Source organism: Alteromonas gracilis, from assembly GCF_002993325.1.
Lineage (GTDB): Bacteria > Pseudomonadota > Gammaproteobacteria > Enterobacterales > Alteromonadaceae > Alteromonas > Alteromonas gracilis.
Genome location: NZ_PVNO01000002.1, coordinates 1 through 24,781, shown reverse-complemented (window position 1 = coordinate 24,781; position 24,781 = coordinate 1). Strand labels below are relative to the sequence as shown.

The following is a 24,781-nucleotide window of genomic DNA, read 5'->3' as shown; positions in this document are numbered from 1 at the left end:
GTGCAAACTGATAAGGCTGCAAATTACTGCAGCTTTTTATCGCTTGCTGATGAGTTAAAGCCTTTGCTTACCTATTCTCTCTTACCAAATAAGAGAACAGGAAATACATGCCGAACTCGTGAAAACACCTACACCTTAAAGCTCGTCAAATCTTGTTGAATGTGTTGGCTCAAAGAGCTTAGTTGCTCTGTTAATACCGTAGAAGATTTAGCATTTTTGGCTACATCAATAGTCAGAGCATTGATTGACGACACTTTGGTATTTACGTTTGTCGTGACCACGCTTTGCTCTTCAGTGGCTGTCGCTACACCTGAGTTCATATCATTGATAATTTGTATATTTCTTATTATATCTTCAAGCGCCGCAATAGCATGGGATGACTCATCAATGGTGGCCCCTAGTCTATCTTTAGTAGTGAGCATCAATTTGCTGGCGTCTTCGGAAGAGGCTTGTAAATCGTTGATAATCGCCTCAATTTCTTTTGTTGAGTCTTGAGTGCGCTGTGCAAGAGCACGGACCTCATCGGCGACCACTGCAAATCCACGACCTTGCTCGCCTGCTCTCGCAGCCTCAATAGCAGCATTCAGCGCCAATAGATTTGTTTGCTCCGCTATTCCTTTTATTACTGTAAGTACGGTATTAATGAGTTCACTTTTTTCATTTAGCTCAGAAATTTTAGTAGATGTCTCTCCTATACTTTCACCTAAGCTATGAATATCATCTACGGTTTTTTGTACTATCTGATTACCTGAGCTTGCAAGCTCGTTACAGCTTTTAGTTTTGTCTGATGTTTGTACAGCGTTGTGAGACACTTCTTCAGTGGCCTTTGACATTTGACTTAACGCAGCTGATACCTCTTCAATTTCGGCCAATTGAAGCTGAGTTTCACTCACATTGTTATCAGAGTGTTTTCTTATTTCTTCGGCACATACTGAAAGGCGTTCTGCGTTTTCAACAATCCCTTTTACCAATATCTGTAAATTCGCTACAAACCTGTCGAAAGTATTTGCTAGCTCACCGACTTCATCGTTTGATTGAATGTTAAGACGCCGCGTGAGATCGCCGCCGCCTTGAGCGATTTCGGCCATTGCGTCTGACACTTTGCTCAAAGGCGACAGCACATATCGCGATAATACAAACCAATTTGTACCGCCAAGAGCAGCAATTAAAATTATCCCTATTAATAAAAACATCCATTTTGCTGCGAAAAGCAAATCTTGATTGGTATCTAAAAGATAGGAAACTTGAAGGTGACCTATGTCTTTTTTACCTTCCCATGTTATCGCTACCTTTGCTCTACTAATATCGTGCGACTGAGTGTTTGCCTCCTTGTCTACCGCGCTCGCAATCGCATTTCCACGATGATCAAAGGCCTCTATTCGCAAAACATGAGGATAAGCTACAAAGGATGAAAGGATGTCTTCGGTTAATTTATTATCGTATGCAAATATTGGCTCTTGCATAACAATAGACAGCGCTTGGTTAGTGTCGCGCATATCTTTCTCTAACTGCTCATCGAAATACTGGCTGGTTGCAATATAGCTCAAACCAAACACCACTAGCATTACCGCTAATGAAACGAGAGAAAGCGTGATCATGGATTTTTGTTTTATTGATTGCATGGTTTTTCCGTAAATTAGCTCAGGTGACGCGATTTGTATCTCGATGATTCAAAAATGTACTTACTGTAAGTTTTTTAAATCTAACCAAAATTCTGTTCTGTTTAAGGGCGTATCAGGGTGTAAATGAGGATTCCCCACCCGAAAAACAGTCCGCTCGGCAATGTTTGCCTTTGTCAGTACGTCTTGAATCATGGAGTTATTGAAAAAGAGTTCGTCGTAACTACCGTCTTCTATAGCCTTCTCAAAGCCGCTATAAATAAGGTCATGCAGACGCTTGTCATTCTTATTTACATAAAAGTACATAGCATAGGGGTAGACCAGCATTACGTTAGTATCTACAACAAGGTCAAGATGCTGATGATTTGCAGCCTCAATAAATGGTTCGTGCAGCGCTCTGGGGAAATAATCAAACCTTCCCCCTTCTAACATTGGAAATAAGTTTTTATATTTGATTGTGGTTACCGTGGGTATACCCGCACTTTTTAGTATTTGTGTATCGCCCCAAAAACGTCCCTGGCCTGCCTCAAATTGCAAAAGGTCTTCAAACGTTTTGATTGTGGAAAAACGTGCTTCATCTTCTTTTCGAATAAGAAATATACGATGCCCAAGCAACCCTTTTAAAACGGGAATGCGAACTGCCTCAAGGCGTTCGTCTTTTTCTTTATCTCCACCAGACCACATAACGTCAAGATTTTCAGCTTCGACTTCACTAACCAATTGCGCCTCGTTGAGCACCTCGGGAAGCGTTGACAGTGTTATTGACGGTGCACTTTTACTCAATGTCAGCGCTAAAATATCGTAAAGAATTTGCTCCTTCTCTCCTTGTACTTTTGGCACCACCACCGTCTGCGCGTGTGAATAGGAGTAAAACGCAAAAAGGAAACAAGTGAGCAGTAGAACAGAGAGCTTTCTCCATAACTTCATTAAACTAACTTCCATCCAAAATTAACCTAAGTTGAAAAGCATAGTACAAAGCAGAGGACTTAGCCCTTTTAAGCAAAAAAACTTAGTTTTTCATTCAATTGCTATATTTATTTTTGGCAGAAGCCCAACATTGTTTGGTACTTCTGTGCAATCGATGCCAGAATAAAACTAAGTTATCGCTTGTTTTGGACGTGCGTATATGCCTGCAAAATATAATAAAAACCCAAAGCCCTCGCCAACACGACGAACCCTGTTGAAGGGTGGGCTGGCTTTCGGTTTGACTGCGGGCGTGACTCCTTTTGCTATTGGAAAGCCTAAACCCACACTTCGTGTAATGGGTACCCACGTAACGCTCCAAGAAGCTATACGACAGAGAGCGATGGAAGACTTGGGCATAAACATAGCGTTTGAACCCGGCGGCAGTGCTAGAGTTCTTCAGAAAGCATCGATGCTCCCAAATTCATTCGATCTATATGAGCAGTGGTCTAACAGCATCAACGTACTGTGGCGAGCTCAAGCTATTCAGCCAATAGAAAAAAAGCGTCTTCTATATTGGGAAGAAATAAATAACCTGACCAAGACCGGTAAACTCACGGAAAATGCAAGAGAGGGAGCAGGCGATGCTCCGCATAAAATCCTTCATGTTCAAGGCAACGGATCATTGGGCGAAAAGCATACAGATGGAATTAGCTTCTTACCTTACGTGCACAATGTAGACTCTTTTGGCTATGACACAACGAAACTTCCAGTGGAACTCCAAAGTGAAGAAGAAAGCTGGGGATGGTTATTAGACTCTCGATATTCAGGTAGAGTGGGTATTGTAAATGATCCAACGATTGGTTTGTTTGACCTAGCGCTTGCCGCACAGGCCAAAGGCTTTATGCAGTTTGAAGATATTGGTGCCATCACTGAGTACGAGCTGGATGACTTATTTAACCTTCTTATAGAGTTAACGCAATTAAATCATTTCAACGGTTTTTGGACATCAGTCCCTGAATCGGTAGAGTTTATGAAAAGTGGCAGAGTATCTATTGAAAGCATGTTCTCGCCCGCTGTATCAGCACTTAATGGTCAAGATATTCCTGTAAAATTTGCTGCGCCGAAAGAGGGTTACCGTGGCTGGCACGGCGTAATGTGTTTATCTTCCGCTACACAAGGACGAGCGAAAGACGTCGCATACGAGTACATGAACTGGTGGTTATCTGGCTGGCCGGGCGCATTTATCGCTAGACAGGGTTACTATATTTCTAACCCACAGCGCTCGGCTTCCTATTTATCGAAGGCCGAATGGGATTATTGGTACGAAGGAAAAGTAGCATCAGAGCCGTTGAAGGGAACCGACGGAAAGATAAGTGTTAAAGCTGGCGCACAGCGCAATGGCGGCAGTTATGAAACCCGTTTGAGTAACGTCGCAGTATGGAACACAGTTATGCCTACGTATGAATATAGCTTACAAAAGTGGTACGAATTCATTACCGCATGATCTCTCTGGAAGAAGTATCACTAATAAAATGGAATAAGGTTTTGTAAGTTCAAATGTTATCGTCAATTCGCATACAGCTTATCACCGTTTTTCTTGCGCTAATCACTTTGATTCTGGCGCAGAGCTTTATTGCTCGCAAAAACCAGGATGTTTTGAGTAAAGGAGTTTCATCAGCCGCTAACGCAGTTATCAATGTTGGCATTGTTAAAGAATTAGAACGTGATGTTGTTGACCTACAAAGAAACGTACTTATTTTTAAAGAAAACGCCAGCAAGTCTGCGATCACGCGCTTCAGCAGGCTGATGGTGACAATAAACAGCAAATTAGACACGCTAGACGCTGCGGAGCAATCTGGAAGTAAAGAGGGCGACAGGTATATTCTTTCGAGGATGAGAGAACACCTAAATGCTTATCAGGAGAACTTCTCTCAGGTCGTCAATGCCCGTTCCGAGAGAGACAATTTAATAGCCCAAGGCACACTTTCAGATATTACTTTTCTTAACACATTGTTAGATGAAGCCTTAGCAAAAGGCGAAGTTTCCGTTGTCTCGGTGGAAGAAGCGAAAACCCTTCTAATTCGTGCTGAAAACGCAATGCTAAAGTATCTGATGAAGCCTGATATGAGGTTTATTCAATCATTTAACGAAGCAGCCGATTCCTTAAAGAGTCTCAACTTTTCGGAAAACGAGCGCCTTCAACAAAGAATAAAGTCACTCACTGCTAAAATTAAAGGCGACTTCTTTAAACTGACTCAGCTCATTCAAGGCAACTTATTTCTCGTCAATGTGGTCATGGCAGGCTCAGCCAACGAATTTCTTTACCTAAGTGGTGAGCTAGCTAAGCAAGTCACCACGAATTCAGAAGTTGCCACACAAAGAACGTATCAAATAGCCAAGCGTACTCAGCAAAACGGTGAGGTATTCTCCCTTATAGCGATACTTCTCGCATTGTCAGCAGCGCTCTTTTCTACCTTTCGTATTCTTGGTCCTATCCGTTCCATTACTTTGGTCTTTAACAAGCTTTCTAAAGGCGTTCAAATCGCTAATATTCCCGGCAGTAATCGCAAAGATGAGATTGGTAAATTAGCAAAAGCAGCGCTGGTGTTTAGCGATAAGAATCGCCAAACTGAAAAGCTTTTACATGAAGCGCGTAACATGAATACGCAGCTAGAGGGTTTAAACAGAGCTTTAACAGAGTCGAAGATAAAAGCAGAGCAGGCAACTGCGTCTAAAAGTATGTTTTTAGCCAATATGAGTCACGAAATCCGTACTCCGATGAATGGCATTATTGGTCTGATAGAACTTGCTCAACAACAAACGCTTTCAAATACGGTAAGAGGATACTTGGATAAAGCAGCGTATTCAGGCCAAATTTTAATAAGCGTGATTAACGATATACTCGACTTTTCAAAGATAGAAGCTGGCAAGTTAAAAATAGAAGAAGTAAGTTTCTCATTGCATTCACTGTTCGATAACTTGATAGCAGTTATTGCACTACGCGCCAAGGAAAAGAACTTATCCGTTCACTTTACAGTAAACCCTTCGCTTCCCCCGCAGGTTATTGGCGACCCATTGCGTATTGCCCAAATCATTATGAATATTGGAAATAACGCCGTTAAGTTCACCGAGCAAGGTCATGTTGATATAGTGTTTGATGGCACATTAAATGAAAAAGGAAATGTGCTTAACCTCAAAATGGAAGTTACAGATTCAGGCATAGGCATGAGTCCATCTCAACTGGATAGAATTTTCAAACCATTCACTCAAGCCGATGGGTCGACGAACAGGAAATATGGCGGTACTGGCCTGGGACTCGCTATTGTAAGCCAGCTCACAGAACTTATGCAGGGGCGCCTAGAAGCGACGTCCACAATAGGTAAAGGCAGTACATTTAAAATTGAGCTGCCTTTGAAGGCGTTTAAAAACCAGGCAGGCGTCTTGGCCCAAACCCCTCAGCTTCCTTTAGACAGCCTTTACATTACTCAAGCGCCCTTGCTGCCATTGGCCTATTGTCATCAAATTCAGCTCTTGGAACAGCGACATTTATCGATTGAGGAAGCGAAGCAAATATCCGACCTTCCCGAATTCATTATTTTTGATGTACAAAATTTCACTACCTTTAGAGAAAACCTTACTTGGCTAAAAAGTTTACACGAAACAGGCAAGTCAGTAGGTCTGGTTTTCGAGACAGCGGGTACTGCTCTTCAATCAAAATACGATTCACTGTGGGACGGACCGTCAATTATGCATCCGTTTACGCCAGCGCAGTTCGATCGTTTTATAAATCAAGTGATCTCGAAAGACGCCAGAAATGACAATACGAAGTTTGATCATGAAACCATAAATACTGTGCTCGAAGGACACGTGCTGTTGGTGGAAGACAATAATATCAATCAGCTTGTTACAGGCGAGATGCTGACAAATCTTGGGCTTACTTTTGATATCGCAGAAGACGGAAAACAGGCTGTACAAAAAGTGGAAAATGCACCGCAATACGACCTCGTATTAATGGACGTTCAAATGCCCGTTATGGATGGTTATGAAGCAACGAGGCTACTTCGTGAGAAAGGTTTTACCGGTGTACCTATTATTGGCCTTTCAGCAAATGCGATGAAGGAAGATAGACAAGGGGCACTTGATGCCGGTATGAATGACTATCTTACTAAGCCCATTAAGCAAAAGGCGCTTGTTACTATGCTTAAACAATACTTAGGCAAACGATTAGATGGTTAACTTTATTTGATTATGAGCATCATCAAATAAAAAAGGGTTACCTCAAATATGAGGTAACCCTTTTATTTATCTACTTCATTAGCCAGTTAAAGCTGAAGTATTTTCGTTTACAGTGCTTTAATGGTCTCGAACTGCTCTTTAAGTTTAGCTAGGGCTTTTTCACCCTCTTCCAACTTACCGCGTTCTTTCTCAATTACCGCTTCTGGCGCGTTGCTTACGAACTTCTCGTTACCTAATTTGCCACGGGTACGAGAAACATCTTTCTCGATTTTCTCCATCGCTTTAGTAATACGAGCAAGCTCTGCGTCTTTGTCGATAAGCCCTGCCATTGGGATAAGTATTTCCATTTCCCCCACAAGCGCTGTGGCACTGGCTGGTGCTTCTTCACCGTCTTTTAATATCGTAACGGTTTCAAGCTTAGAAAGCTTGTCTAGGAATGCCTTAGCCGCATCAAGACGACGAGTGTCTTCATCACTTACGTTTTTAAGTAGCGCATTAAGTGGCTTGTTTGGCGAGATATCCATTTCACCACGGATATTACGAATACCTACGATAAACTTCTTCACCCACTCGATATCAGCAAGTACTTTGTCGTCTTGTTTCGCTGCATCAACTTCAGGGAATGCCTGAACCATAATGCTTGCGCCCTCTTCCACCTTAAGCGCACTTAGTGGCACAACGCGCTGCCAAATCGTGTCGGTAATAAAAGGCATTAGCGGGTGCAACAAGCGAAGCAGGCTTTCTAGCACGTTAATTAGCGTATGGCGGGTACCGCGCTTTTCGGCTTCAGTGCTGGCGTCATTGCTAAGCACAGGCTTAGTGAGTTCCAGATACCAGTCACAGAACTGGTTCCAGGTAAACTCGTAGACCGTTTGCGCAGCAATATCAAAGCGGTAGTCTTCAAGGGCTTTTTCAAACTCAACCAGCGTTTGTTGGAACTTAGCCCAAATCCAGCGATCGGCCATGCTAAGCACCATTTCGCCACCGTCACGGCCTGTATCGTGCTCTTCTGTGTTCATCAATACGAAACGGGATGCGTTCCAAATTTTGTTACAGAAGTTGCGGTAGCCTTCAACACGGGCCATATCAAAGTTGATATCGCGACTGGTTGACGCCATCGCTGCAAAGGTAAAGCGCAAGGCATCTGTGCCGTAAGCCTGAATACCATCTGGGAACTGTTTACGAGTACGCTTGGCAATCTTCTCAGCAAGCTGAGGCTGCATCATGCCCGCAGTGCGCTTAGTCACTAGCGACTCAATATCAATACCGTCAATCAAATCGATTGGGTCAAGCACGTTGCCCTTCGACTTTGACATTTTATCGCCGTTCTCATCACGGATAAGGCCAGTAATATAAATATCTTTAAACGGAATCTTGCCAGTGAACTTCTTGGTCATCATGATCATTCTGGCAACCCAGAAGAAGATGATGTCAAAGCCAGTTACTAGCACTGAAGACGGTACAAAGGTTTCAAGGTCTGGTGTTTCTTCTGGCCAGCCCATGGTCGCGAACGGCCATAGCGCACTTGAGAACCAGGTATCAAGAACATCGTCGTCTTGTGAAAGGGTCACGTCACTGCCGAGGCCATGTTTTTCACGTACTTCTTCTTCGGTGCGGCCAACAAAAACGTTACCGTTTTCGTCGTACCACGCTGGAATACGGTGTCCCCACCACAGCTGACGTGAAATACACCAGTCTTGAATGTTGTGCATCCACTGGTAGTAAGTCTTGTTCCAGTTCTCTGGCACAAAACGAATTTCGCCGCTTTCAACCGCTTCAATTGCAGGCTTAGCAAGAGACTCAACGGCTACATACCATTGGTCAGTTAGATATGGTTCAATTACCGCGCCCGTTCTGTCGCCGCGCGGCACTTTAAGCTTGTGCGGCTCAATTTTAACCAATGCGCCTTGGGCGTCTAAATCGGCCACAATTTGCTTACGGGCGTCGAAGCGATCTAAACCGCGATATGCTTCTGGCGCATCGTCGTTAATTTTCGCATCGTCAGTAAGAATGTTGATCATAGGTAGGTTATGACGCTTACCCATGTCGTAGTCGTTGAAGTCGTGAGCTGGCGTAATTTTAACGCAGCCTGTACCAAATTCTTGGTCTACGTAGTCATCGGCAATCACCGGAATTAAACGGCCAGTAATCGGTAGCTTAATTTCTTTGCCGATAAAGCCTTGATAACGCTCGTCATCTGGGTGTACCGCAACCGCGGTATCACCAAGCATGGTTTCAGGGCGGGTAGTCGCAACCACTAGCTCACCGCTACCATCCGCAAGTGGGTAGCGCATGTGCCACATGTGGCCGTCTTCTTCTTCGTTTAGTACTTCTAAGTCAGATACTGCCGTGTGAAGCACTGGATCCCAGTTAACCAAACGCTTACCGCGATAAATAAGGCCTTCTTCGTGAAGTTTAACGAACACTTCTGTTACGGCTTTAGACAGGTCTTCGTCCATGGTAAACACTTCGCGAGACCAGTCAGGTGACGTACCTAAGCGGCGCATTTGACCGGTGATCGTACCGCCACTGTGCTCTTTCCATTCCCACACTTTTTTGATGAAGTCTTCGCGACCTAAATCGTGGCGCGTCTTGCCTTCAGCATTAAGTTGGCGCTCTACCACCATTTGGGTAGCAATACCTGCGTGGTCAGTACCCACTTGCCATAGCGTATTGTCGCCCTTCATGCGGTGATAGCGGGTTAAGGCATCCATAATGGTCTGCTGGAAACCATGGCCCATGTGAAGGCTACCGGTAACGTTTGGTGGCGGAAGCAAAATACAATAAGGGTCGCCGCTACCTGAAGCTTTAAATAAACCCGCCTCTTCCCATGACTTGTAGCATTGCTGCTCGATGGACTGCGGTTCGAAGGTTTTATCCATTACACACTCTCAAATTGAAGCTAAACGCGAATGAGCTATGCAGATTTAAACTGCATATTGCATCCAGCTTGCTGATAGTTTTTGTATCTCACCCGTGCAGCCTGTTTGGCATTCTCGTCCACGGGTACAAAATCGATGATTTGACGATGCTGGTTAGGCGAAGGCACCATGCCGGAACCCACATTTACCACCATTTGTCGTCTGGCTACCTGCTCTGGCCGCCAACAAATTTCCACCGGCGTCCCCGACTGCGGCCCTTCACCAAAAAGATTATGGGGCACGAAGCGGTCAGCCGGTAGCTGCCACAACAATTCATCAACTTCTTCAGCTTGCGCCTGTGTATCGCACAACACGCTAATTTTTTGCTTATTGGCAAACGCTGACGCAATGACTTCACTGGCGCGGCCTGCCACACCATTGTCACTGCTGGTAAGTTGATAAAATATCACTTGTGGCATGAATGATTAGTCCTCTAACTTGATATCAGCGCGGTTCATTAAGAACTGAGACAGCATAGGCACTGGACGGCCTGTTGCACCTTTGTTCTTACCACTGCGCCATGCCGTACCGGCAATATCAAGGTGCGCCCAGTTGTACTTTTTAGTAAAACGTGACAGGAAACAACCGGCTGTGATTGACCCTGCAGGGCGACCACCCAGGTTTGTCATGTCGGCAAACGGACTTTCAAGCTGCTCTTGGTAATCATCCCATAGCGGTAAACGCCATGCGCGATCTGAGCTTTGCTCTGATGCATTTAGTAGCTCGTGAGCAAGAGGATTGTGCGTGCTCATTACTGCCGTTGCGTGATGACCTAATGCGATAATGGCCGCGCCCGTTAGCGTAGCAACATCAATAACAAGCTCTGGTTCGAAACGCTCTACATAAGTTAGTGCGTCGCACAATACCAAACGGCCTTCTGCATCGGTATTAAGCACTTCAACGGTTTGGCCCGACATGGTCGTTAGAATATCGCCTGGGCGATAGGCTTTACCGTCTGGCATGTTCTCACAGCCTGCTAGTACGCCGATAACGTTAATTGGCAAATTAAGCGCAGCGATAGTGTGCATCGTGCCAAGCACGCCTGCAGCGCCGCCCATGTCGTACTTCATTTCATCCATGGCTTCGCCAGGCTTAATTGAAATACCGCCAGAATCAAAAGTAAGACCTTTACCAACAAGCACTATAGGTGCTTGGTCTGCAGCACCGCCGCGGTGATGCATAATACTCATCATGCTTTCGTTGTCAGACCCACGACCAACCGCTAAATATGCCTGCATACCTAGCTCTGCCATTTGGGTTTCATCAACGACTTCAGCAGTTACGCTGTCATATTGGCTAGCTAGCTCTTGCGCTTGTTGCCACAGGTAAGCGGGGTTACAAATGTTTGGTGGCATGTTGGCCACGTCTTTCGTCACTTTTGCACCACGAGCAACGGCCAAGCCATGCTCAATAGCACGCTCGCCCACCGTCAGTTCGCGACGAGTAGGTACATTAAATACAATTTTGCGCAGCGGGCGGCGAGGCTCGCCTTTTTTCGTTTTAAGCTGCAAGAAGGTGTAAAGCGTGTCTTCCGTTGCCTCAACAGCTTGGCGCACTTTCCAATAAGTATCACGGCCTTTAACGTGAAGCTCGGTAAGGAAACACACTGCTTCCATTGAACCCGTTTCATTCAACGTTTGAATGGTTTTGGCAATGATATTCTTATACTGACGTTCATCTAATTCGCGCTCTTTGCCACAACCGACTAGAAGCACGCGCTCGCTCAGTACGTTAGGTACATTGTGTAGCAACAACATTTGACCCGCTTTACCCTCAAGGTCGCCACGGCGTAACAAGTTGCTGATATAACCTTCACTGATTTCGTCTAGTTGTTCGGCCACCGCCGTTAGGCGACGCGGCTCGAAGACACCCACAACAATACATGCACTGCGTTGTTTTTCAGGACTGCCACTTTTTACACTAAACTCCACGATATCACCTCGCTTTTCGTCGTTTATGGTTTGCACGATGACTAAAATCACGTAACGTTTCGCGCTGCTTTATGTTTTAATACGCAGCATAACTTTTTAGTTCGCTGCAATACACGCTTTCATGCCTATTGAATATAGGTTAATTTTGCGTCAAAACACCATGCAAACGGTTTATGATTGCAGGCAAAACTTGTAAAAACGGTAAGTTTAAACAAAATTGTGCATTCTTTCACTAAAATTCCTAATTTTCCGGAAGGGCTGAGATGCTGATATTCCGCTATTTACTTAAGGAAACGCTGAAATCTCAGTTAGCGATTTTCTTCATCCTAATGGCAATTTTTGTCACCTTGCGATTTGTGCGCGTTTTAGGCGATGCATCAGACGGTGACATTCCCGCTGGGCTAGTGCTTGGCTTCTTAGGTTTATATGCCCCCATTCTCTCATCGTTGGTGCTGCCCATCAGTGCTTACTTAGGCATAATGCTGGCCCACGGCAGGCTGTATGTAGATAGTGAAATGACGGTGATGCGCGCCTGTGGTATCAGTGAATGGTACGTTACGCGGGTGATGCTATTTTTATCTGTGCTCATCATGGTAGTTACTGGCGCAATCACCCTTTATTTCGCGCCGCTGGCTGCCGAAAACGAATATCAACTGCGAGAAAAAGCGCGAAATGAGGCGGGACTTTCAGCGCTGATGCCTGGCCGTTTCCAGCAGACCGGAAATGAGAAAGCGGTTATTTTTGTTCATGACGTGGACAAAAATGATACGCTGCAGCGTGTATTCCTGTCGCAAAATCAAACCGATGACAGCGAAGGCGGTGTCCGCGTGGTTTACGCGCAAACGGGCGAAGTAGCTAACAATCCAGACGGCACGCGAAACCTTGTATTAAAAGAAGGGGTGCAGTACGAAGGCAAGCAGTCTGAAAAGGCCTTCCGTAAAGTTGAGTTTGATGAATACCAGATTCAGATAGCCGATAAACCTGCAGACGAAACCCGTCGCAAGGTAAGTGTTTTGCCCACCAACGAGCTTTGGGAAGACGACAGCATTGAAGCTAGAGCAGAGCTACAGTGGCGCATTGCGATCCCCTTATCCATCCCGTTTTTAGTGCTTATTGCCGTTCCTCTTAGCGCAGTTGACCCGCGTCAGGGGCGATTCGGGAAAATGTTCCCTGCCATTTTGCTTTACCTTGGCTACTTCTTACTATTACTTGCAAGCAGACGAGTATTAGAGGACGGAAAAATGCCGCCCCAGCTTGGTTTATGGTGGGTTCATACCATTATGCTGATAATAGGGGTTATGCTTATTGTGCGAGACAGGAAAACTGGCACAGAGCTTCGCGCTTGGATATTGAGGAAGAAATAGATGTTTAAGATCCTCGATTTGTACATAGCACGAACGTTGTTGGGCACCATAACCGTCACTCTTAGTGTTCTTATTGGTTTAAGTGCACTTATTAAGTTCGTGGAACAGTTGCGCAAAATAGGCGAAGGCGACTACGACATGCTCGCCGCGTTTATTTACGTACTACTAAGCTTGCCCCGTGATTTAGAACAGTTCTTCCCTATGGCCACCTTACTTGGCGGCCTTATTGGCATGGGCGTCTTGGCAAGCAACAGTGAGCTGGTGGTCATGCAAGCATCAGGAATGAGCCGCTGGAATATAATCAACTCGGCCATGAAATCGACGCTTGTTATGATTTTACTGGTGATGGCCGTAGGTGAATGGGTAACGCCTTACAGTGAAACCAAAGCCAAACAAATAAGAACAGAAGCCATTTCGGGCGGAAGTTTATTCTCATCTGATAAACTTGTATGGGCAAAGGATGGAGACAGGTTTGTGAGCATTGGCCAAGTGCTGAGCCAAGACTCGCTTAAAGATGTGAGCATATTTAGTTTCAATGCTGACCTTTCACTAGACAGTATCACCTATGCGAAAAATGGAGAGTTTGACGGCGATGGCTGGTGGCTAAACGGCGTTGAAGTAACCCAGTTTACAGAAACCAATGTCACGTTAGATGAAAGCGATCGCGTGCGCTGGAACTCGACCCTTACTCCCGATAAATTGGGGATTGTGGCGGTTAAGCCGGAAGCATTGTCTATTACTGGCTTGCTTGATTACGTGAACTATCTAGATAATAACGACCAAGATCCATCTCGCTATGAGTTAGCGCTGTGGCGGAAAGTATTCCAGCCTATATCAGTTGGCGTTATGTTGTTGATGGCGCTGTCGTTTATATTCGGGCCGTTACGCAGCGTGACTATGGGTGCTCGCGTTATTATGGGCGTGCTAACAGGTTTTGGCTTTTTTATATTAAACGAGGTATTTGGCCCCGTGAGCTTGGTATATCAGTTGCCGCCATTCCTTGGTGCTTTGCTACCAAGCCTGCTGTTTGCTGCTGTCGCTGGTATTATGCTCAGGCGATAATTAAACAACAAAGTGACTTACGATTGGTGTATTGGTAGCTTACAGCACATATAAAAAAAGAGGCATCGCCTCTTTTTTTATATTTTTTTCGTACTCAAGCGCAGAAATTCACTACCAATTGACCGATGGGTTATCGTCGCTAGTAAGTGATAACCTTCTCGAATACGTTTCTTAAGCCAACCAACACGCACGCTACCAACTTTTGTGGTCGTTCGCCTCTTTGCTTAATTTCAACACTTCTGTTTTCGCTAAACGGTCTTGCAGTGACTGTTTATTCTTAAAATCAAATAAGACCAACAGAGTGCCGAGACCACCTAGCGATGCAAAAAGTCGAATGAATAAGCGAGGCCACGTCATAGGCTCTTCAACGGTGCTATAAATCCGCAAGCGCCAAGCTCGCATACCTAATGTTTGCCCACCTCTGCGCCAAAACCATAAGAAAAAGCCAGCTATCCAAAAGCCTACCCAAGTTTGAATAAGCAACTTATAGCCAAACGACGCCTGAATAAGGTCGGCGGGCTCTGCGTACCCCTGTAAATCGAGGGTACCGTTTTTTAACATAACCACCAGTGTGACTATCATCACCATCGCTGCGCACATGCCTACGGCAGTTGCCACCAGGGTGTCGTAAACCATAGCAAGTAACCGGCGGATAAACCCCGCTCGCTCAAGGGTTTCAATGTCTGAGTCTGCGCTACTCGCATTTTCATGTTCAGCAGTCGTCGACGATTTTGGTGCCGATTGCCTTTTCTTAACTTTCTTATCGTGTCTTGCCACGGGTGTCTCTTCACATCATCATTTTCAATACATATTTTGACACAAGCGCCCTACAGCATAAACACAATAAGCCACACTAAACGTCATTTAATAAAGTGATTGATAAACCGATAACTGCACAGTTATTAAAAAAAATGCATCCAAGCATACCATTCATTCGTTATCGTTATTAAAACGGATAACGGAAATCTTAAAGTGACCACATTAACTTTCGCAAAAACACTAACTGCTAGCGCTATATTACTCGCAACTGCACCCACACTCGCCCTCGATGACCCAGAAGGTGATATTGAGCATATTCGGGTACGCGGTGACTCGTCAGTAAAAGACGGGGAATTTATCTCAGCTTCTCAGGGATGGGTGTCGGGTGACACTATGATTGACCGCCCAATGCTACGCGCTGGTGAAATATTGGAATTTATTCCAGGTATGATGGTGACGCAACACAGCGGTTCAGGAAAAGCCAACCAGTATTTTCTTCGCGGTTTTAATCTTGACCATGGAACCGATTTCACCGTAAGCGTCGATGGAATGCCGGTCAACATGCGTAGTCACGGCCACGGTCAAGGATACAGCGACCTAAACTTTATAATTCCTGAACTAATCGACAGCCTTAACTACTTTAAAGGTACCTACTATGCCAACATTGGCGATTTTTCTAGTGCAGGCGGCGCGATTTTTAATTTGAGAGATTCTCTTGAAAACAACCAGGTATTCTTAGGTTTGGGCGAATATGGTTTTAAGCGCGCCGTTGCACTAAACCAGTTTGAAGCCGGAGAAAGCCGCATTGTTACGGCTTTAGAATACCAAACCTATGACGGCCCATGGACTGATGTTGACGAAGACGTAAAAAAGAAAAACGCTCATATTCGATATATTACGCCAATGTTAGATGGCCAACTTACCATAACAGGCATGGCTTATGACAATAGCTGGAACGGCGCTGATCAGGTACCAGAGCGTGCTATTCAAAGCGGCTTAATAGACCGCCTAGGCTCTATAGATACCCAAGTTGGGGGAGAGTCTTCTCGCTATAGTCTATCTGCAAACTACGCTAGCGACACATGGAACGCCTCTATTTATGCCATAGACACAGAGCTTAGTTTGTTTTCTAATTTCACTTACTTCCTCGATAACCCTGAGCGAGGCGATCAGTTCGAACAAGCTGATGATAGAAAAATCTATGGCGGTGAAATATTTACTACCCTCCCCCTCGCTATTACAGAAGGGAGCAGTATTACCTTGGGCGGCCAGTGGCGCTTTGACGATATTGACAATGTAGGCTTGTATCGCACTCAAAATTTAACCCGGTTTGGCACCGTTAGAGAAGACGCGATAGAAAGTAACAGCTATGCACTGTTTGCTCAGTCCAATATTTTTCTAAACGATAGATTAAGCCTGTCGTTAGGTGGTCGTTATGATTACTTAGATGTTGATGTCGATAGCGATTTAGATGCCAACAGCGGTAGTGCTGACGATGGTATTTTTACGTTAAAAGCAGGCCTGAAATACTTGCTGTCTGAACAGTTCACCGCATTTGCCAATATCGGTCAAGGCTATCACTCAAACGACGCGCGGGGTGCAACTATTACTGTAGATCCGGTAAGTGGGGATGCAACCGAACCATCACCGCTATTAGTGAAGTCTCTTGGCTATGAAGCCGGGGTTAATTTTACCGACAACAGAACCTATAACGTTTCAGCTGCATTGTGGCGTCTAGAACTAGATAGTGAACTGGTTTATGTCGGCGACGCAGGCTTCACTGAAGCGAGCCGACCATCAGAAAGACACGGTATAGAAGTAAGTGCCTACTACTGGGTTAATCATCATTTAACAACTGACATTGAAGCTGCTTGGACAAAAGCAAGGTTCAGCGACAGCGTAGAGGGTGAAGGCCGCCATATTGACGGTACAGTACCGGGCGTTGTGAGCGCAGGCCTGACGTATTTTCAAAACGGAAACCAGCTTGGGTTTAGCTATACGCTGCGAGGTCGTTATTTAAGTTCTCGCACGGTGGAAAGCTTCGATGAAGTTTCACCGCCATCAACGTTTTTAATGAATGCACAGGTCGCTTATCGTCAGCCGATGTGGGACGTGACTTTAGAAGTGTTGAACGCCCTTGATAGTGATGACCATGATATCGACTACTTTTATGTATCGAGACTTCCTGGCGAGCCTGAAGAGGGCATAGAGGATTTGCACTATCACCCGGTCGAACCAAGAAACGTTCGTCTTACTGTTTCCTTGAAATATTAACCGCGCAGAAACTTTTAATGGTAATAGCGGCGCTGGCCCTTTTGGCGCCGCAATATTTTATGTGAATGTTTAAAAAGCGTGCTAGTTTAAATACTTAGAAGCAGCATTTTTCAATAGTAAGTCTCATTGTGTAAATGGTGCCATAACAATAAAAGGTAGGAGCAACGATGGAACATGAAACTTTGTTCCCTTTGCTGTGTAAAACAGCAGACGGTGACAAAAAAGCCTTCGCAGAGCTTTATAAAATAACCAGCCCACAGCTTTATGCAGTTGCTTTAAAGCTACTAAAACGGCCAGAGCTTGCCGATGAAGCCACACAAGATGCTTACATAAAAATATGGCACAACGCAGGCAATTACCAGCGAGGCAAAGGCACGGTGTTGACTTGGATGGTAAGCATTGCGCGCTATCGAGCACTGGACTTAATTCGCTATCACAATGTAAGAAACGAAGTTGAGCTAAACGATGATGCACCATCGGGAGTAGAAAGCTCGCAAAATGTCAAACTGGGTGCAGAGCAAGCCAGACTAGCCGCGTGCTTGGATGAATTAGACGGCCCTCAGCGCCAAGCCATTCACTTAGCTTACGTTAACGGTATGTCTCATCAAGAAGTGGTGAGTCACTTGGCCTCGCCCCTTGGTACAATCAAAAGCTGGATAAGACGAGGCTTGCAGAGCTTGCAGAGGTGCCTGTCACTATGAATTATTTGAAAGAAGAACGACTTAATGCACTGGCAGCGGAATACGTTGTTGGTACCCTTAGAGGTAAAGCGCGCACACGCTATCAAAAGTTAATGATGCAATATCAAGCGGTGAGCGATGCAACGGCCCAGTGGGAACAATATCTAACCGGCTTTGCGGAGACGCTCCCGCCTGTGACGCCGCCAGACAACGTGTGGGAAAACATCCAAGTAAAACTTGGGCATAAAGCCGCTAACGACGCCTCCGTAGCTAGCGATACACAATCCTCCAGCAAGTCTGGCGAGGTCATCGACTTTGAGAAAGAAAAGCAGAAACGCTGGAAGAACTTATCATTCATATCCACAGCTGCAGCAATGGTGTTGGCCGTATTGCTTTTCGTTATGCAGCCTGTACCTGCTCCTGTCGTATCGCATATTGCCGTGGTCAACAACGCAGACAATACGCCATTGTGGGTAATAGAAGTTTCAGGCGATAGTATGAACGTTAAGGTGACTGATGCCTTTGTTGCCCTTGCAGATAAAGACTATGAACTCTGGATGGTTCCAGCAAACGGCGAAGCACCGATTTCGCTCGGGCTTCTACCGGAGGCTAACGGAGATACTCGGGCTACACCCGACATTTTACTTAGTCAAAGTATCGCAGCTCTTGCTGTTAGTTTAGAAGCGCCAGGCGGTTCGGTGACTGGCTCGCCGACCGAAGTACTTTATATTGCTCCTATCGTGTCAGTTTAAATTTTCTAGCAAAAAACGACACATTCTAAGGCCACTGTTCATGTGGCCTTTTTTATATTTAAACTTTCTATAAAAACTTTTTTTCATTTTTTTAAATTATTTTGCATCTAAAGCCAAGGCTCAGCCGTTTAACTTTTGAACTCATAAAAACAGAGAGACTCGACATGATCCAATTTAAACGCAAAACCTTGTCTTTGGCCGTTGCTGTTACTTGTGCAGCCATAACAGCGGGCGCAGTCGCGTCAAGCCATAGAGAAGCACCGAACATTACTCGTCATCCAGCGCTAGACAGCACTGACTTCTACGCATTTAACAGTTATGAACAAGGCCGAGAAGGCTACGTTACTTTTATCGCAAACTACATTCCATTGCAGGATGCATACGGCGGCCCAAACTACTTTGCTATGGACCCGAATGCACACTACGCCATTCATATCGATAACGATGGTGATGCTGTAGAAGACATTAGCTTTGTTTTTAATTTTAATAACATGCTAGCTGCTGATAACGAAGGTATAGCGCTACCCATCGGCCCAGAAGGCGATAAAAAGATGGTAAAAGTACCGCTTAAAAACGTTGGCGGTATCAGTGCAGATGATTCAAGCGCGGCAAACTTTTCAGAGATGTACAGCCTTACAATGGTAAGTGGCGACATTAAAACAGGTACGCGTACAACGCTAACGCCTGCAATGGGCGATATGTTCAAAAAGCCCCTTGATTATATCGGCAATAAAACCTTCACAAGTGAAGCGGAATACGCCCGTTATGCCCAAAGCTTTATCTATTCGTTCAACATTCCTGGTTGTGACGACATGGCTAAAGTATTCGTAGGACAACGTAAAGACCCCTTCGTCGTAAATTTGGGCAAAACTTTTGACCTTGTAAATTATGTACCTGTTGAAGGTGACAGTGCGCCGGGTGCAGGCGATGGCGAAGGGTTCCCGGGCGGTATTACTCAAAGCGCGATGAACGATGACTTGGCAGACAAGAACGTAACCGCACTTTCTATTGAAGTGCCTGCTGCGTGTGTGACTGGCGAAGGAAATGGCGTAATTGGCGGCTGGACAACGGCAAGCTTACCTCAAGCTCGCATTCTTAACCCAGATGCGACGTTTGAAAAACCAGAAACTAACGGTGGAGCGATGACACAGGTTTCTCGTCTAGGTAGTCCGCTTGTGAATGAACTGGTAATTGGTATCGGTGATAAGGATAAGTTCTCAACCTCTCACCCTAGCAATGATGGTCAATTCGCTGATTATGTGACTCACCCATCGCTGCCTGAGTTACTTAACATTCTTTTCAAAGATGCGGTAAATACCACGCTGGGTACGGAGATTGAAACTCTTGCACCAACTAACTTCCCTCGCACGGACTTGGTAACAGCGTTCCTAACTGGTTTCCCAGGTGTTAATCAACAAGCTACCGTAACTGCATCTGAAATGCTTCGCCTGAACACTGGAATTCCGGCAACACCTGCTGAATCACAGTCGGCCTTTGGTGTAGCAGGAAACGATTTAGCTGGTTTCCCTAACGGTCGTCGCCCAGGTGATGACGTGGTAGACATTGCACTTCGCGTAGTGATGGGACGCCTATGTCACCCTATTCCAGTAGCGGGTGAAGACACTGATTTAGGTTTATGTGCACCAGAAGATGCGAGTGTGGGCACCGTACCTTTCACTGACGGCGCACCTGTAGACGCCAGCATGATTGATAACGCATTCCCTTACCTTAAAACACCGCTTGCTGGTTCAGAATAAGGAACGCAATTATGCCTATGAAGAAAACATTATTTAATCATGACTCCAGCCAATTTTCGATTGCGCGCTTTGCTTCAGCGAACGCTCGCTCTCGCCGAGTTTGGGTCATATCGGGATTGGTATTAGCGCTTTCGGGCTGCTTTGACAGCGATGATGACGACGATTACACGCCACCCGAGGAAAATGTTGCACCAGTAGCGGTGGATCAGATGCTGACGACGCAAGCTGATATTGCCTTTGATGGTACGTTAACTGCGACAGATGAAGATGGCGATTCGCTTACCTTCGGCCTTGGAGAAAACGGTAGCTTAGGTAGTGCTGTAGTTAACGCTGATGGAAGCTTCACTTACACACCTAACGCTCAAGTAACGGGTAGCGATAGCTTTACGTTTACCGTGTCAGATGGTGTGAACCCTGAGGTGACTGCATCGGTTTCTGTAACCATAGAAGCTCAGCAGGTATCGTTTTCTAGCTATACCCGTGATGCATTTAACCAAGACCCTACCGATGAACCACTACCAATTAACGGAAGAGAGTTCACACAGGATGCTGATGATACGACTTTCGACGATTTACTCATCGATTAACAGTCTGCATCAGTAGCGGAAAACAGTGTCAACCGTAAAGCCATGGAAGGCTTTTTTAAAGGAAACGACAATGCAGTTTATTAAAACGTTTGCTTTCACCCTCCTACTTTCAAACCCAATGCTTATAAACGAATCTAATGCAGCAAACATTCAAAACGAAGCATTAAATTACAACACGGTCATAGCAACCTGGGAGCCCCAGCACGCATCAATTAAAGGCTTTGATGAAGCAGAAAAACTTTTATCAGAAAGCCGATATCTTTTTGCACAGGGCAATGAACGGGACCGTGTAGAACGCTTTACACGTGCAATGCGAAATAACTATGACGCATTAAATCCAGGTCAAAAAGAGCGTCTTGTTGTTCTTGAAGCTAGGTTACTTCAAGGTATTCATAAATTTGAGCAAGCTGAGCAGCATTTAGCACAAATATCACATTACCGCTCCCCGGCTGCGCATTTGCTTCTTGCTGATATCAATATTCAGCGGGGCAACGCAAAACAGGCAAAACAATATTGCGAACAGTTAGTTGGAAAAACCAGCTTCTTGATTGCCTTTACCTGTATGGTAAACGCAGATTTTTCGCAAAAAGCTGAACCTAGGTTACTACAAAAGCTTAAAGCATTTGAAGTATATACCGGTTCAGCCACACATACTGAACAAGAATGGTTTTATGAAGTGCTTGCAGACATGACGCTACAATTAGGCAATCCTGAAGAGGCACTTCAGTTATTAGGCAAAACGGAATTCTCACAGCTTCCGATTAGCGCTTTGCTGGTTTGGGCAGAAGCGCACACTTCACTCGGCAATTTTAAAATCATAACCGAGACTTTGGAGGCTTCTGTACCTGACATATCTACTGCCGATGATGGCTTGCTCCTTCAATGGGCTAAGGCAGAACGAGCACAGGGCATTCAAACCTCTCCCGTGCAATCTCAGTTAGCTAAAAATATGGAGATCCGCGTTTGGCGTGAAGATAGCTCACACGCTGCACAAGTCGCGACTTACTTTTTAGAGGTAGAACCAAACTATGCCCTAGCTTTAAAGTTTGCCGAACTTAACTGGCAATATGCGCAAAATAATAGCGATAAGCAATTGCTAGAGCGGGCACGACGAGCAGAGGCGGTATCCACTGATGTGTAGCACTATCCCCTTTTTCAATCAAAAAAGTATTAACACGCTTATTGCGCTATTCATGTTTACACTGCTTAGTACTGATGTCTTATCTCACGAGTTGAGCAACGGCTATTTAACGCTTAATAGCACGTCAGACAATGTGCTGGCCGGTGAACTGTTATTAAAACCCGAAGATATCGGTCGCGCTGCTGGGTTAGATATTGATAACAACGGCAGCCTTACGTGGGGCGAGGTGAATCGACACCATAGCTTGGCAAACAGTTATATACAGAGCAATGTTATCATCAGTGATAATGGCCAGCGCTGTGCGCTCAATACAGCGCCACCATCTATAAAAAACATATCCGCAGAATCGTTGTTGGCCTATCCACTTCAAGTTACTTGCGCAAAGTTAAATGAGCTAACCGTGCAATACACAGGCATTGTCGCGGACTTTCCTACCCATAAGTTACTCACATCGATAACGCTAAACGACTTTAACGGGGTATATGTATTAGACAGCGAGCGAACATCCATTACTGTTTCCCCTTCAAACAATGACTGGATCACTCAATTTGGTGAAATGGTATACCAAGGTATTTGGCATATTTTTATCGGGCTTGACCACATTCTCTTTTTGGTTGCTACCTTACTCACTGTGAACCTTCGTCGGAACAATAACCGCTGGGAAAGAGCGGCAAGCAAAGCGCGTATTTTTAAAAATACGGTAATACTTGTGAGCACATTTACTCTTGCTCATTCAATTACCTTAACGGCCACAGCACTCAATTTCATTACGCTTGATAGCCGTATAGTAGAGATAGGTATCGCCTTATCGGTGGCCATCACCGCATTAAACAACATGTTTCCGATCATCATGCGATTAGGCCTTATCACCTTTGGCTTTGGGCTATTACATGGAATGGGATTCGCCAGCGTGTTTGGTGATCTCAACGCCCAGTCGGGCAGCTTAGTAATGAACGTATTGGCCTTCAATTTAGGGGTTGAAATAGGTCAACTCGCCATTGTTTCTTTGTTGCTACCGCTGCTACTGGCTGTTCGAAACGTAAAGGTTTACGCCAAAGCGATAATGCCAATTGCATCTTCAATCATTGCGGTAATTGCAGTTAATTGGACGCTACAGAGATGGTAGAGGCGGCATACCTCGTTATTAATTGAAAGATAAGAGTGAACTTATACCGAGTGACAAAAAATAAGAAATGGCTCAAGCGGCGAGCGCCTTTGGACAATCTTTCGGCACTTAGTCATAAAAAGCACAAAAAGTAGTTGTATAGGCGCGCGGCATCGCTATAATGCCAAGCATCAACACCACGTTGATGTCTATACACTATGCCAGTGTGATGGAATTGGTAGACATGACGGATTCAAAATCCGTTGCTAGCGATAGCGTGGCGGTTCAAGTCCGCCCACTGGTACCATCTCTTCTTCTAGAAGCAGATACTGAAACCGACTTATGAGTCGGTTTTTTTGTGTTTGAAATAAAGCTCTTCCAAAAAATGGCTCTACCCCATAAACGGGGGATCAGCATTCACCTTACACGATTGATAACACCATCCCATCCACAATGGGTCATCACTCTTATTCGATAGTTTTCAAAGTTTCTAAAACCATACGCTCTTCTTGATATCATTTCCATTTTGTTGTGGAAGCCTTCAGTGATCCCGTTGTTTCGTGTAAAGCGCCACATGGCGATGATAGGTTGCAACCACGAAGTTAAGGTATTGGCCAGTGCACGAAGTGGGCTGTGATGTAACTGTTCAAGCAAGTCTAAGAACCTCGGTAATGTCTTCTCCATTCGTTTTTCATTCATAGTCTTTAACAGCATATACCTGATGAGCTTCTGTTTGACCTCATACAGTGTTTTTAACACCGGATAGTCAGCTAAGTAGCGTTGTAGATTGCTGTTTTTCTCTTCGCTTAAATGCCATTGATGTCGTCGCATCAAACTAAGTAAACCTCGATTCTTACGTCCTTCAGGGTGGTGTTGCTGCCACGCTTTTAAGAAGTGATGGTTTATCAAGCGCACCACATGAAAACGGTCAGCGACTATCGCAGCATTAGGGAAATAGCGTTTGGCAATACCACGATAGGTTTCCGATAAGTCTATCGCGATGAGCTTAACGTTTTCTTTATTGGGAAGGTGGCGCAAGTACGAGCGTAAACTTAATTCAGAACGTCCCAGTTTTACATCAAACACACTACGATGTCGTAAATCTACAAACGTCGTCGCATAACCCTTCTTACGGGTAAAAAAGTGTTCATCTATCCCCAGCATCTCTGGGCAGGGGCGACTGATAATCTCTTTATATTTTTGGCTGATGTGTGATTGGTACCAACGCTCTACCGTAGTGGGACTAATGCGATGTGTGCGTGAGATACCACGCTGCGTAACACCACCGTGGTGCGCTTCAAAGACTTCTAAGCGAAAGCACTCCGACGCTCGATAGCGTGGCCGGATCCCAACAAAAGGGTGCCTGAAATAACGACCACAGCATCGACAATGATACTTAGGTACCTTTAAATGTAGCGTTAGCACCTGATTACCTTGGCGCGTGTGCTTCACAGTACGCTTATGTGTGGCTTTTATGCGTAAATGTTGACTCTCACAATGCTTGCATAACGGCTTTTTAGTGGGCTTTGCCCACACTTCAATAAAATCATGTCGATGAACACGTTCTATTTCTAACTCACTTATGCCTAAAATAGTACCTGCGTGGGACATCTGTACTCTCCATTAAATGATTCTTCGCAAAATCAGTTTAATGAATGCGGATGTCCCCCGTTAATGATGAAGAGCC

18 protein-coding genes and 1 tRNA gene are annotated in these 24,781 nt (G+C 45.1%); 12 read left to right on the top strand and 7 right to left on the bottom strand.

The window, feature by feature from the left end:
• Positions 1–128: 128 nt before the first annotated feature.
• Together C6Y39_RS00860 and C6Y39_RS00855 are read right to left on the bottom strand one after the other, a co-directional pair.
• Positions 129–1,622 (bottom strand): methyl-accepting chemotaxis protein, encoded by a 1,494-nt coding sequence (locus C6Y39_RS00860; RefSeq protein ID WP_105929445.1) that lies wholly within the window; start codon positions 1,620–1,622, stop codon positions 129–131.
• 60 nt (positions 1,623–1,682) lie between these two features.
• Positions 1,683–2,546 (bottom strand): type 2 periplasmic-binding domain-containing protein, encoded by an 864-nt coding sequence (locus C6Y39_RS00855; protein WP_105929444.1) that lies wholly within the window; start codon positions 2,544–2,546, stop codon positions 1,683–1,685.
• A 199-nt stretch (positions 2,547–2,745) separates the two neighbouring features.
• Between C6Y39_RS00855 and C6Y39_RS00850 the strand changes: the two genes are divergently transcribed.
• The gene (locus C6Y39_RS00850; protein ID WP_105929443.1) at positions 2,746–4,029 is read left to right on the top strand and encodes an ABC transporter substrate-binding protein; all 1,284 of its coding nucleotides are present in this window, start codon (positions 2,746–2,748) and stop codon (positions 4,027–4,029) included.
• Between the two features lie 53 nt (positions 4,030–4,082).
• Positions 4,083–6,761 carry a hybrid sensor histidine kinase/response regulator gene (locus tag C6Y39_RS00845; RefSeq protein ID WP_105929442.1) on the top strand — a complete coding sequence of 893 codons (2,679 nt, stop codon included), beginning with the start codon at positions 4,083–4,085 and terminating at the stop codon, positions 6,759–6,761.
• Between the two features lie 107 nt (positions 6,762–6,868).
• On the opposite strand, the gene C6Y39_RS00840 is transcribed toward C6Y39_RS00845, so the two are convergent.
• Genes C6Y39_RS00840 through pepA form a run of 3 tightly spaced genes read right to left on the bottom strand, consistent with a single transcriptional unit; the run spans position 6,869 to position 11,613 of the window.
• On the bottom strand, positions 6,869–9,643 hold the full coding sequence (locus tag C6Y39_RS00840; RefSeq protein WP_105929441.1) for a valine--tRNA ligase: 2,775 nt from the start codon (positions 9,641–9,643) through the stop codon (positions 6,869–6,871).
• A gap of 35 nt (positions 9,644–9,678) precedes the next feature.
• Positions 9,679–10,101, bottom strand: a complete 423-nt coding sequence (locus C6Y39_RS00835) for a DNA polymerase III subunit chi (RefSeq protein WP_105929440.1) — start codon at positions 10,099–10,101, stop codon at positions 9,679–9,681.
• A 6-nt stretch (positions 10,102–10,107) separates the two neighbouring features.
• A complete protein-coding gene (pepA, locus tag C6Y39_RS00830; protein WP_105929652.1) occupies positions 10,108–11,613 on the bottom strand; it encodes a leucyl aminopeptidase in 1,506 nt (501 codons plus the stop codon).
• Between the two features lie 263 nt (positions 11,614–11,876).
• Here pepA and lptF point away from each other — a divergent pair, with 263 nt between their 5' ends.
• Positions 11,877–12,977, top strand: coding sequence for an LPS export ABC transporter permease LptF (gene lptF / locus C6Y39_RS00825; protein WP_105929439.1), 1,101 nt, complete (start codon positions 11,877–11,879; stop codon positions 12,975–12,977).
• Positions 12,978–14,039: an LPS export ABC transporter permease LptG gene (gene lptG, locus C6Y39_RS00820; protein ID WP_105929438.1), complete on the top strand. Its 1,062-nt coding sequence runs from the start codon at positions 12,978–12,980 to the stop codon at positions 14,037–14,039. It begins immediately after the preceding gene.
• Between the two features lie 192 nt (positions 14,040–14,231).
• Here lptG and C6Y39_RS00815 read toward each other — a convergent pair whose 3' ends face one another.
• Positions 14,232–14,816: an RDD family protein gene (locus tag C6Y39_RS00815; protein WP_105929437.1), complete on the bottom strand. Its 585-nt coding sequence runs from the start codon at positions 14,814–14,816 to the stop codon at positions 14,232–14,234.
• 195 nt (positions 14,817–15,011) lie between these two features.
• On the opposite strand from C6Y39_RS00815, the gene C6Y39_RS00810 reads away from it, so the two are divergent.
• The 8 genes from C6Y39_RS00810 to C6Y39_RS00775 all read left to right on the top strand — a co-directional run bounded on the left by C6Y39_RS00810 (position 15,012) and on the right by C6Y39_RS00775 (position 23,401).
• The gene (locus C6Y39_RS00810) at positions 15,012–17,072 is read left to right on the top strand and encodes a TonB-dependent receptor (RefSeq protein WP_105929436.1); all 2,061 of its coding nucleotides are present in this window, start codon (positions 15,012–15,014) and stop codon (positions 17,070–17,072) included.
• Positions 17,073–17,239: 167 nt separating this feature from the next.
• The gene (locus C6Y39_RS00805; RefSeq protein ID WP_105929435.1) at positions 17,240–17,773 is read left to right on the top strand and encodes a sigma-70 family RNA polymerase sigma factor; all 534 of its coding nucleotides are present in this window, start codon (positions 17,240–17,242) and stop codon (positions 17,771–17,773) included.
• Positions 17,770–18,504, top strand: coding sequence for an anti-sigma factor (locus C6Y39_RS00800; RefSeq protein ID WP_105929434.1), 735 nt, complete (start codon positions 17,770–17,772; stop codon positions 18,502–18,504). Before C6Y39_RS00805 ends, C6Y39_RS00800 begins: the two co-directional genes overlap by 4 nt.
• Before the next feature lie 164 nt (positions 18,505–18,668).
• The gene (locus C6Y39_RS00795; protein WP_105929433.1) at positions 18,669–20,261 is read left to right on the top strand and encodes a DUF4331 domain-containing protein; all 1,593 of its coding nucleotides are present in this window, start codon (positions 18,669–18,671) and stop codon (positions 20,259–20,261) included.
• A gap of 11 nt (positions 20,262–20,272) precedes the next feature.
• Positions 20,273–20,848, top strand: a complete 576-nt coding sequence (locus tag C6Y39_RS00790) for an Ig-like domain-containing protein (RefSeq protein WP_105929432.1) — start codon at positions 20,273–20,275, stop codon at positions 20,846–20,848.
• 70 nt (positions 20,849–20,918) lie between these two features.
• The gene (locus tag C6Y39_RS00785; RefSeq protein WP_105929431.1) at positions 20,919–21,989 is read left to right on the top strand and encodes a tetratricopeptide repeat protein; all 1,071 of its coding nucleotides are present in this window, start codon (positions 20,919–20,921) and stop codon (positions 21,987–21,989) included.
• On the top strand, positions 21,982–23,115 hold the full coding sequence (locus tag C6Y39_RS00780; RefSeq protein WP_105929430.1) for a HupE/UreJ family protein: 1,134 nt from the start codon (positions 21,982–21,984) through the stop codon (positions 23,113–23,115). Before C6Y39_RS00785 ends, C6Y39_RS00780 begins: the two co-directional genes overlap by 8 nt.
• Positions 23,116–23,314: 199 nt before the next feature.
• Positions 23,315–23,401 (top strand) — tRNA-Leu (locus C6Y39_RS00775).
• A gap of 110 nt (positions 23,402–23,511) precedes the next feature.
• On the opposite strand, the gene C6Y39_RS00770 is transcribed toward C6Y39_RS00775, so the two are convergent.
• Positions 23,512–24,705 carry an ISL3 family transposase gene (locus C6Y39_RS00770; RefSeq protein WP_105929417.1) on the bottom strand — a complete coding sequence of 398 codons (1,194 nt, stop codon included), beginning with the start codon at positions 24,703–24,705 and terminating at the stop codon, positions 23,512–23,514.
• Positions 24,706–24,781: the final 76 nt, after the last annotated feature.

Coding starts and splice junctions, on each gene's coding strand:
- C6Y39_RS00770 (WP_105929417.1), bottom strand. CDS start 24,705: ATGTCCCACGCAGGTACTATTTTAGGCATAAGTGAGTTAGAAATAGAA.
- C6Y39_RS00790 (WP_105929432.1), top strand. CDS start 20,273: ATGCCTATGAAGAAAACATTATTTAATCATGACTCCAGCCAATTTTCG.
- C6Y39_RS00845 (WP_105929442.1), top strand. CDS start 4,083: ATGTTATCGTCAATTCGCATACAGCTTATCACCGTTTTTCTTGCGCTA.
- C6Y39_RS00840 (WP_105929441.1), bottom strand. CDS start 9,643: ATGGATAAAACCTTCGAACCGCAGTCCATCGAGCAGCAATGCTACAAG.
- lptG (WP_105929438.1), top strand. CDS start 12,978: ATGTTTAAGATCCTCGATTTGTACATAGCACGAACGTTGTTGGGCACC.
- C6Y39_RS00785 (WP_105929431.1), top strand. CDS start 20,919: ATGCAGTTTATTAAAACGTTTGCTTTCACCCTCCTACTTTCAAACCCA.
- C6Y39_RS00800 (WP_105929434.1), top strand. CDS start 17,770: ATGAATTATTTGAAAGAAGAACGACTTAATGCACTGGCAGCGGAATAC.
- C6Y39_RS00860 (WP_105929445.1), bottom strand. CDS start 1,622: ATGCAATCAATAAAACAAAAATCCATGATCACGCTTTCTCTCGTTTCA.
- C6Y39_RS00805 (WP_105929435.1), top strand. CDS start 17,240: ATGGAACATGAAACTTTGTTCCCTTTGCTGTGTAAAACAGCAGACGGT.
- C6Y39_RS00795 (WP_105929433.1), top strand. CDS start 18,669: ATGATCCAATTTAAACGCAAAACCTTGTCTTTGGCCGTTGCTGTTACT.
- C6Y39_RS00855 (WP_105929444.1), bottom strand. CDS start 2,546: ATGAAGTTATGGAGAAAGCTCTCTGTTCTACTGCTCACTTGTTTCCTT.
- C6Y39_RS00850 (WP_105929443.1), top strand. CDS start 2,746: ATGCCTGCAAAATATAATAAAAACCCAAAGCCCTCGCCAACACGACGA.
- lptF (WP_105929439.1), top strand. CDS start 11,877: ATGCTGATATTCCGCTATTTACTTAAGGAAACGCTGAAATCTCAGTTA.
- C6Y39_RS00780 (WP_105929430.1), top strand. CDS start 21,982: ATGTGTAGCACTATCCCCTTTTTCAATCAAAAAAGTATTAACACGCTT.
- C6Y39_RS00835 (WP_105929440.1), bottom strand. CDS start 10,101: ATGCCACAAGTGATATTTTATCAACTTACCAGCAGTGACAATGGTGTG.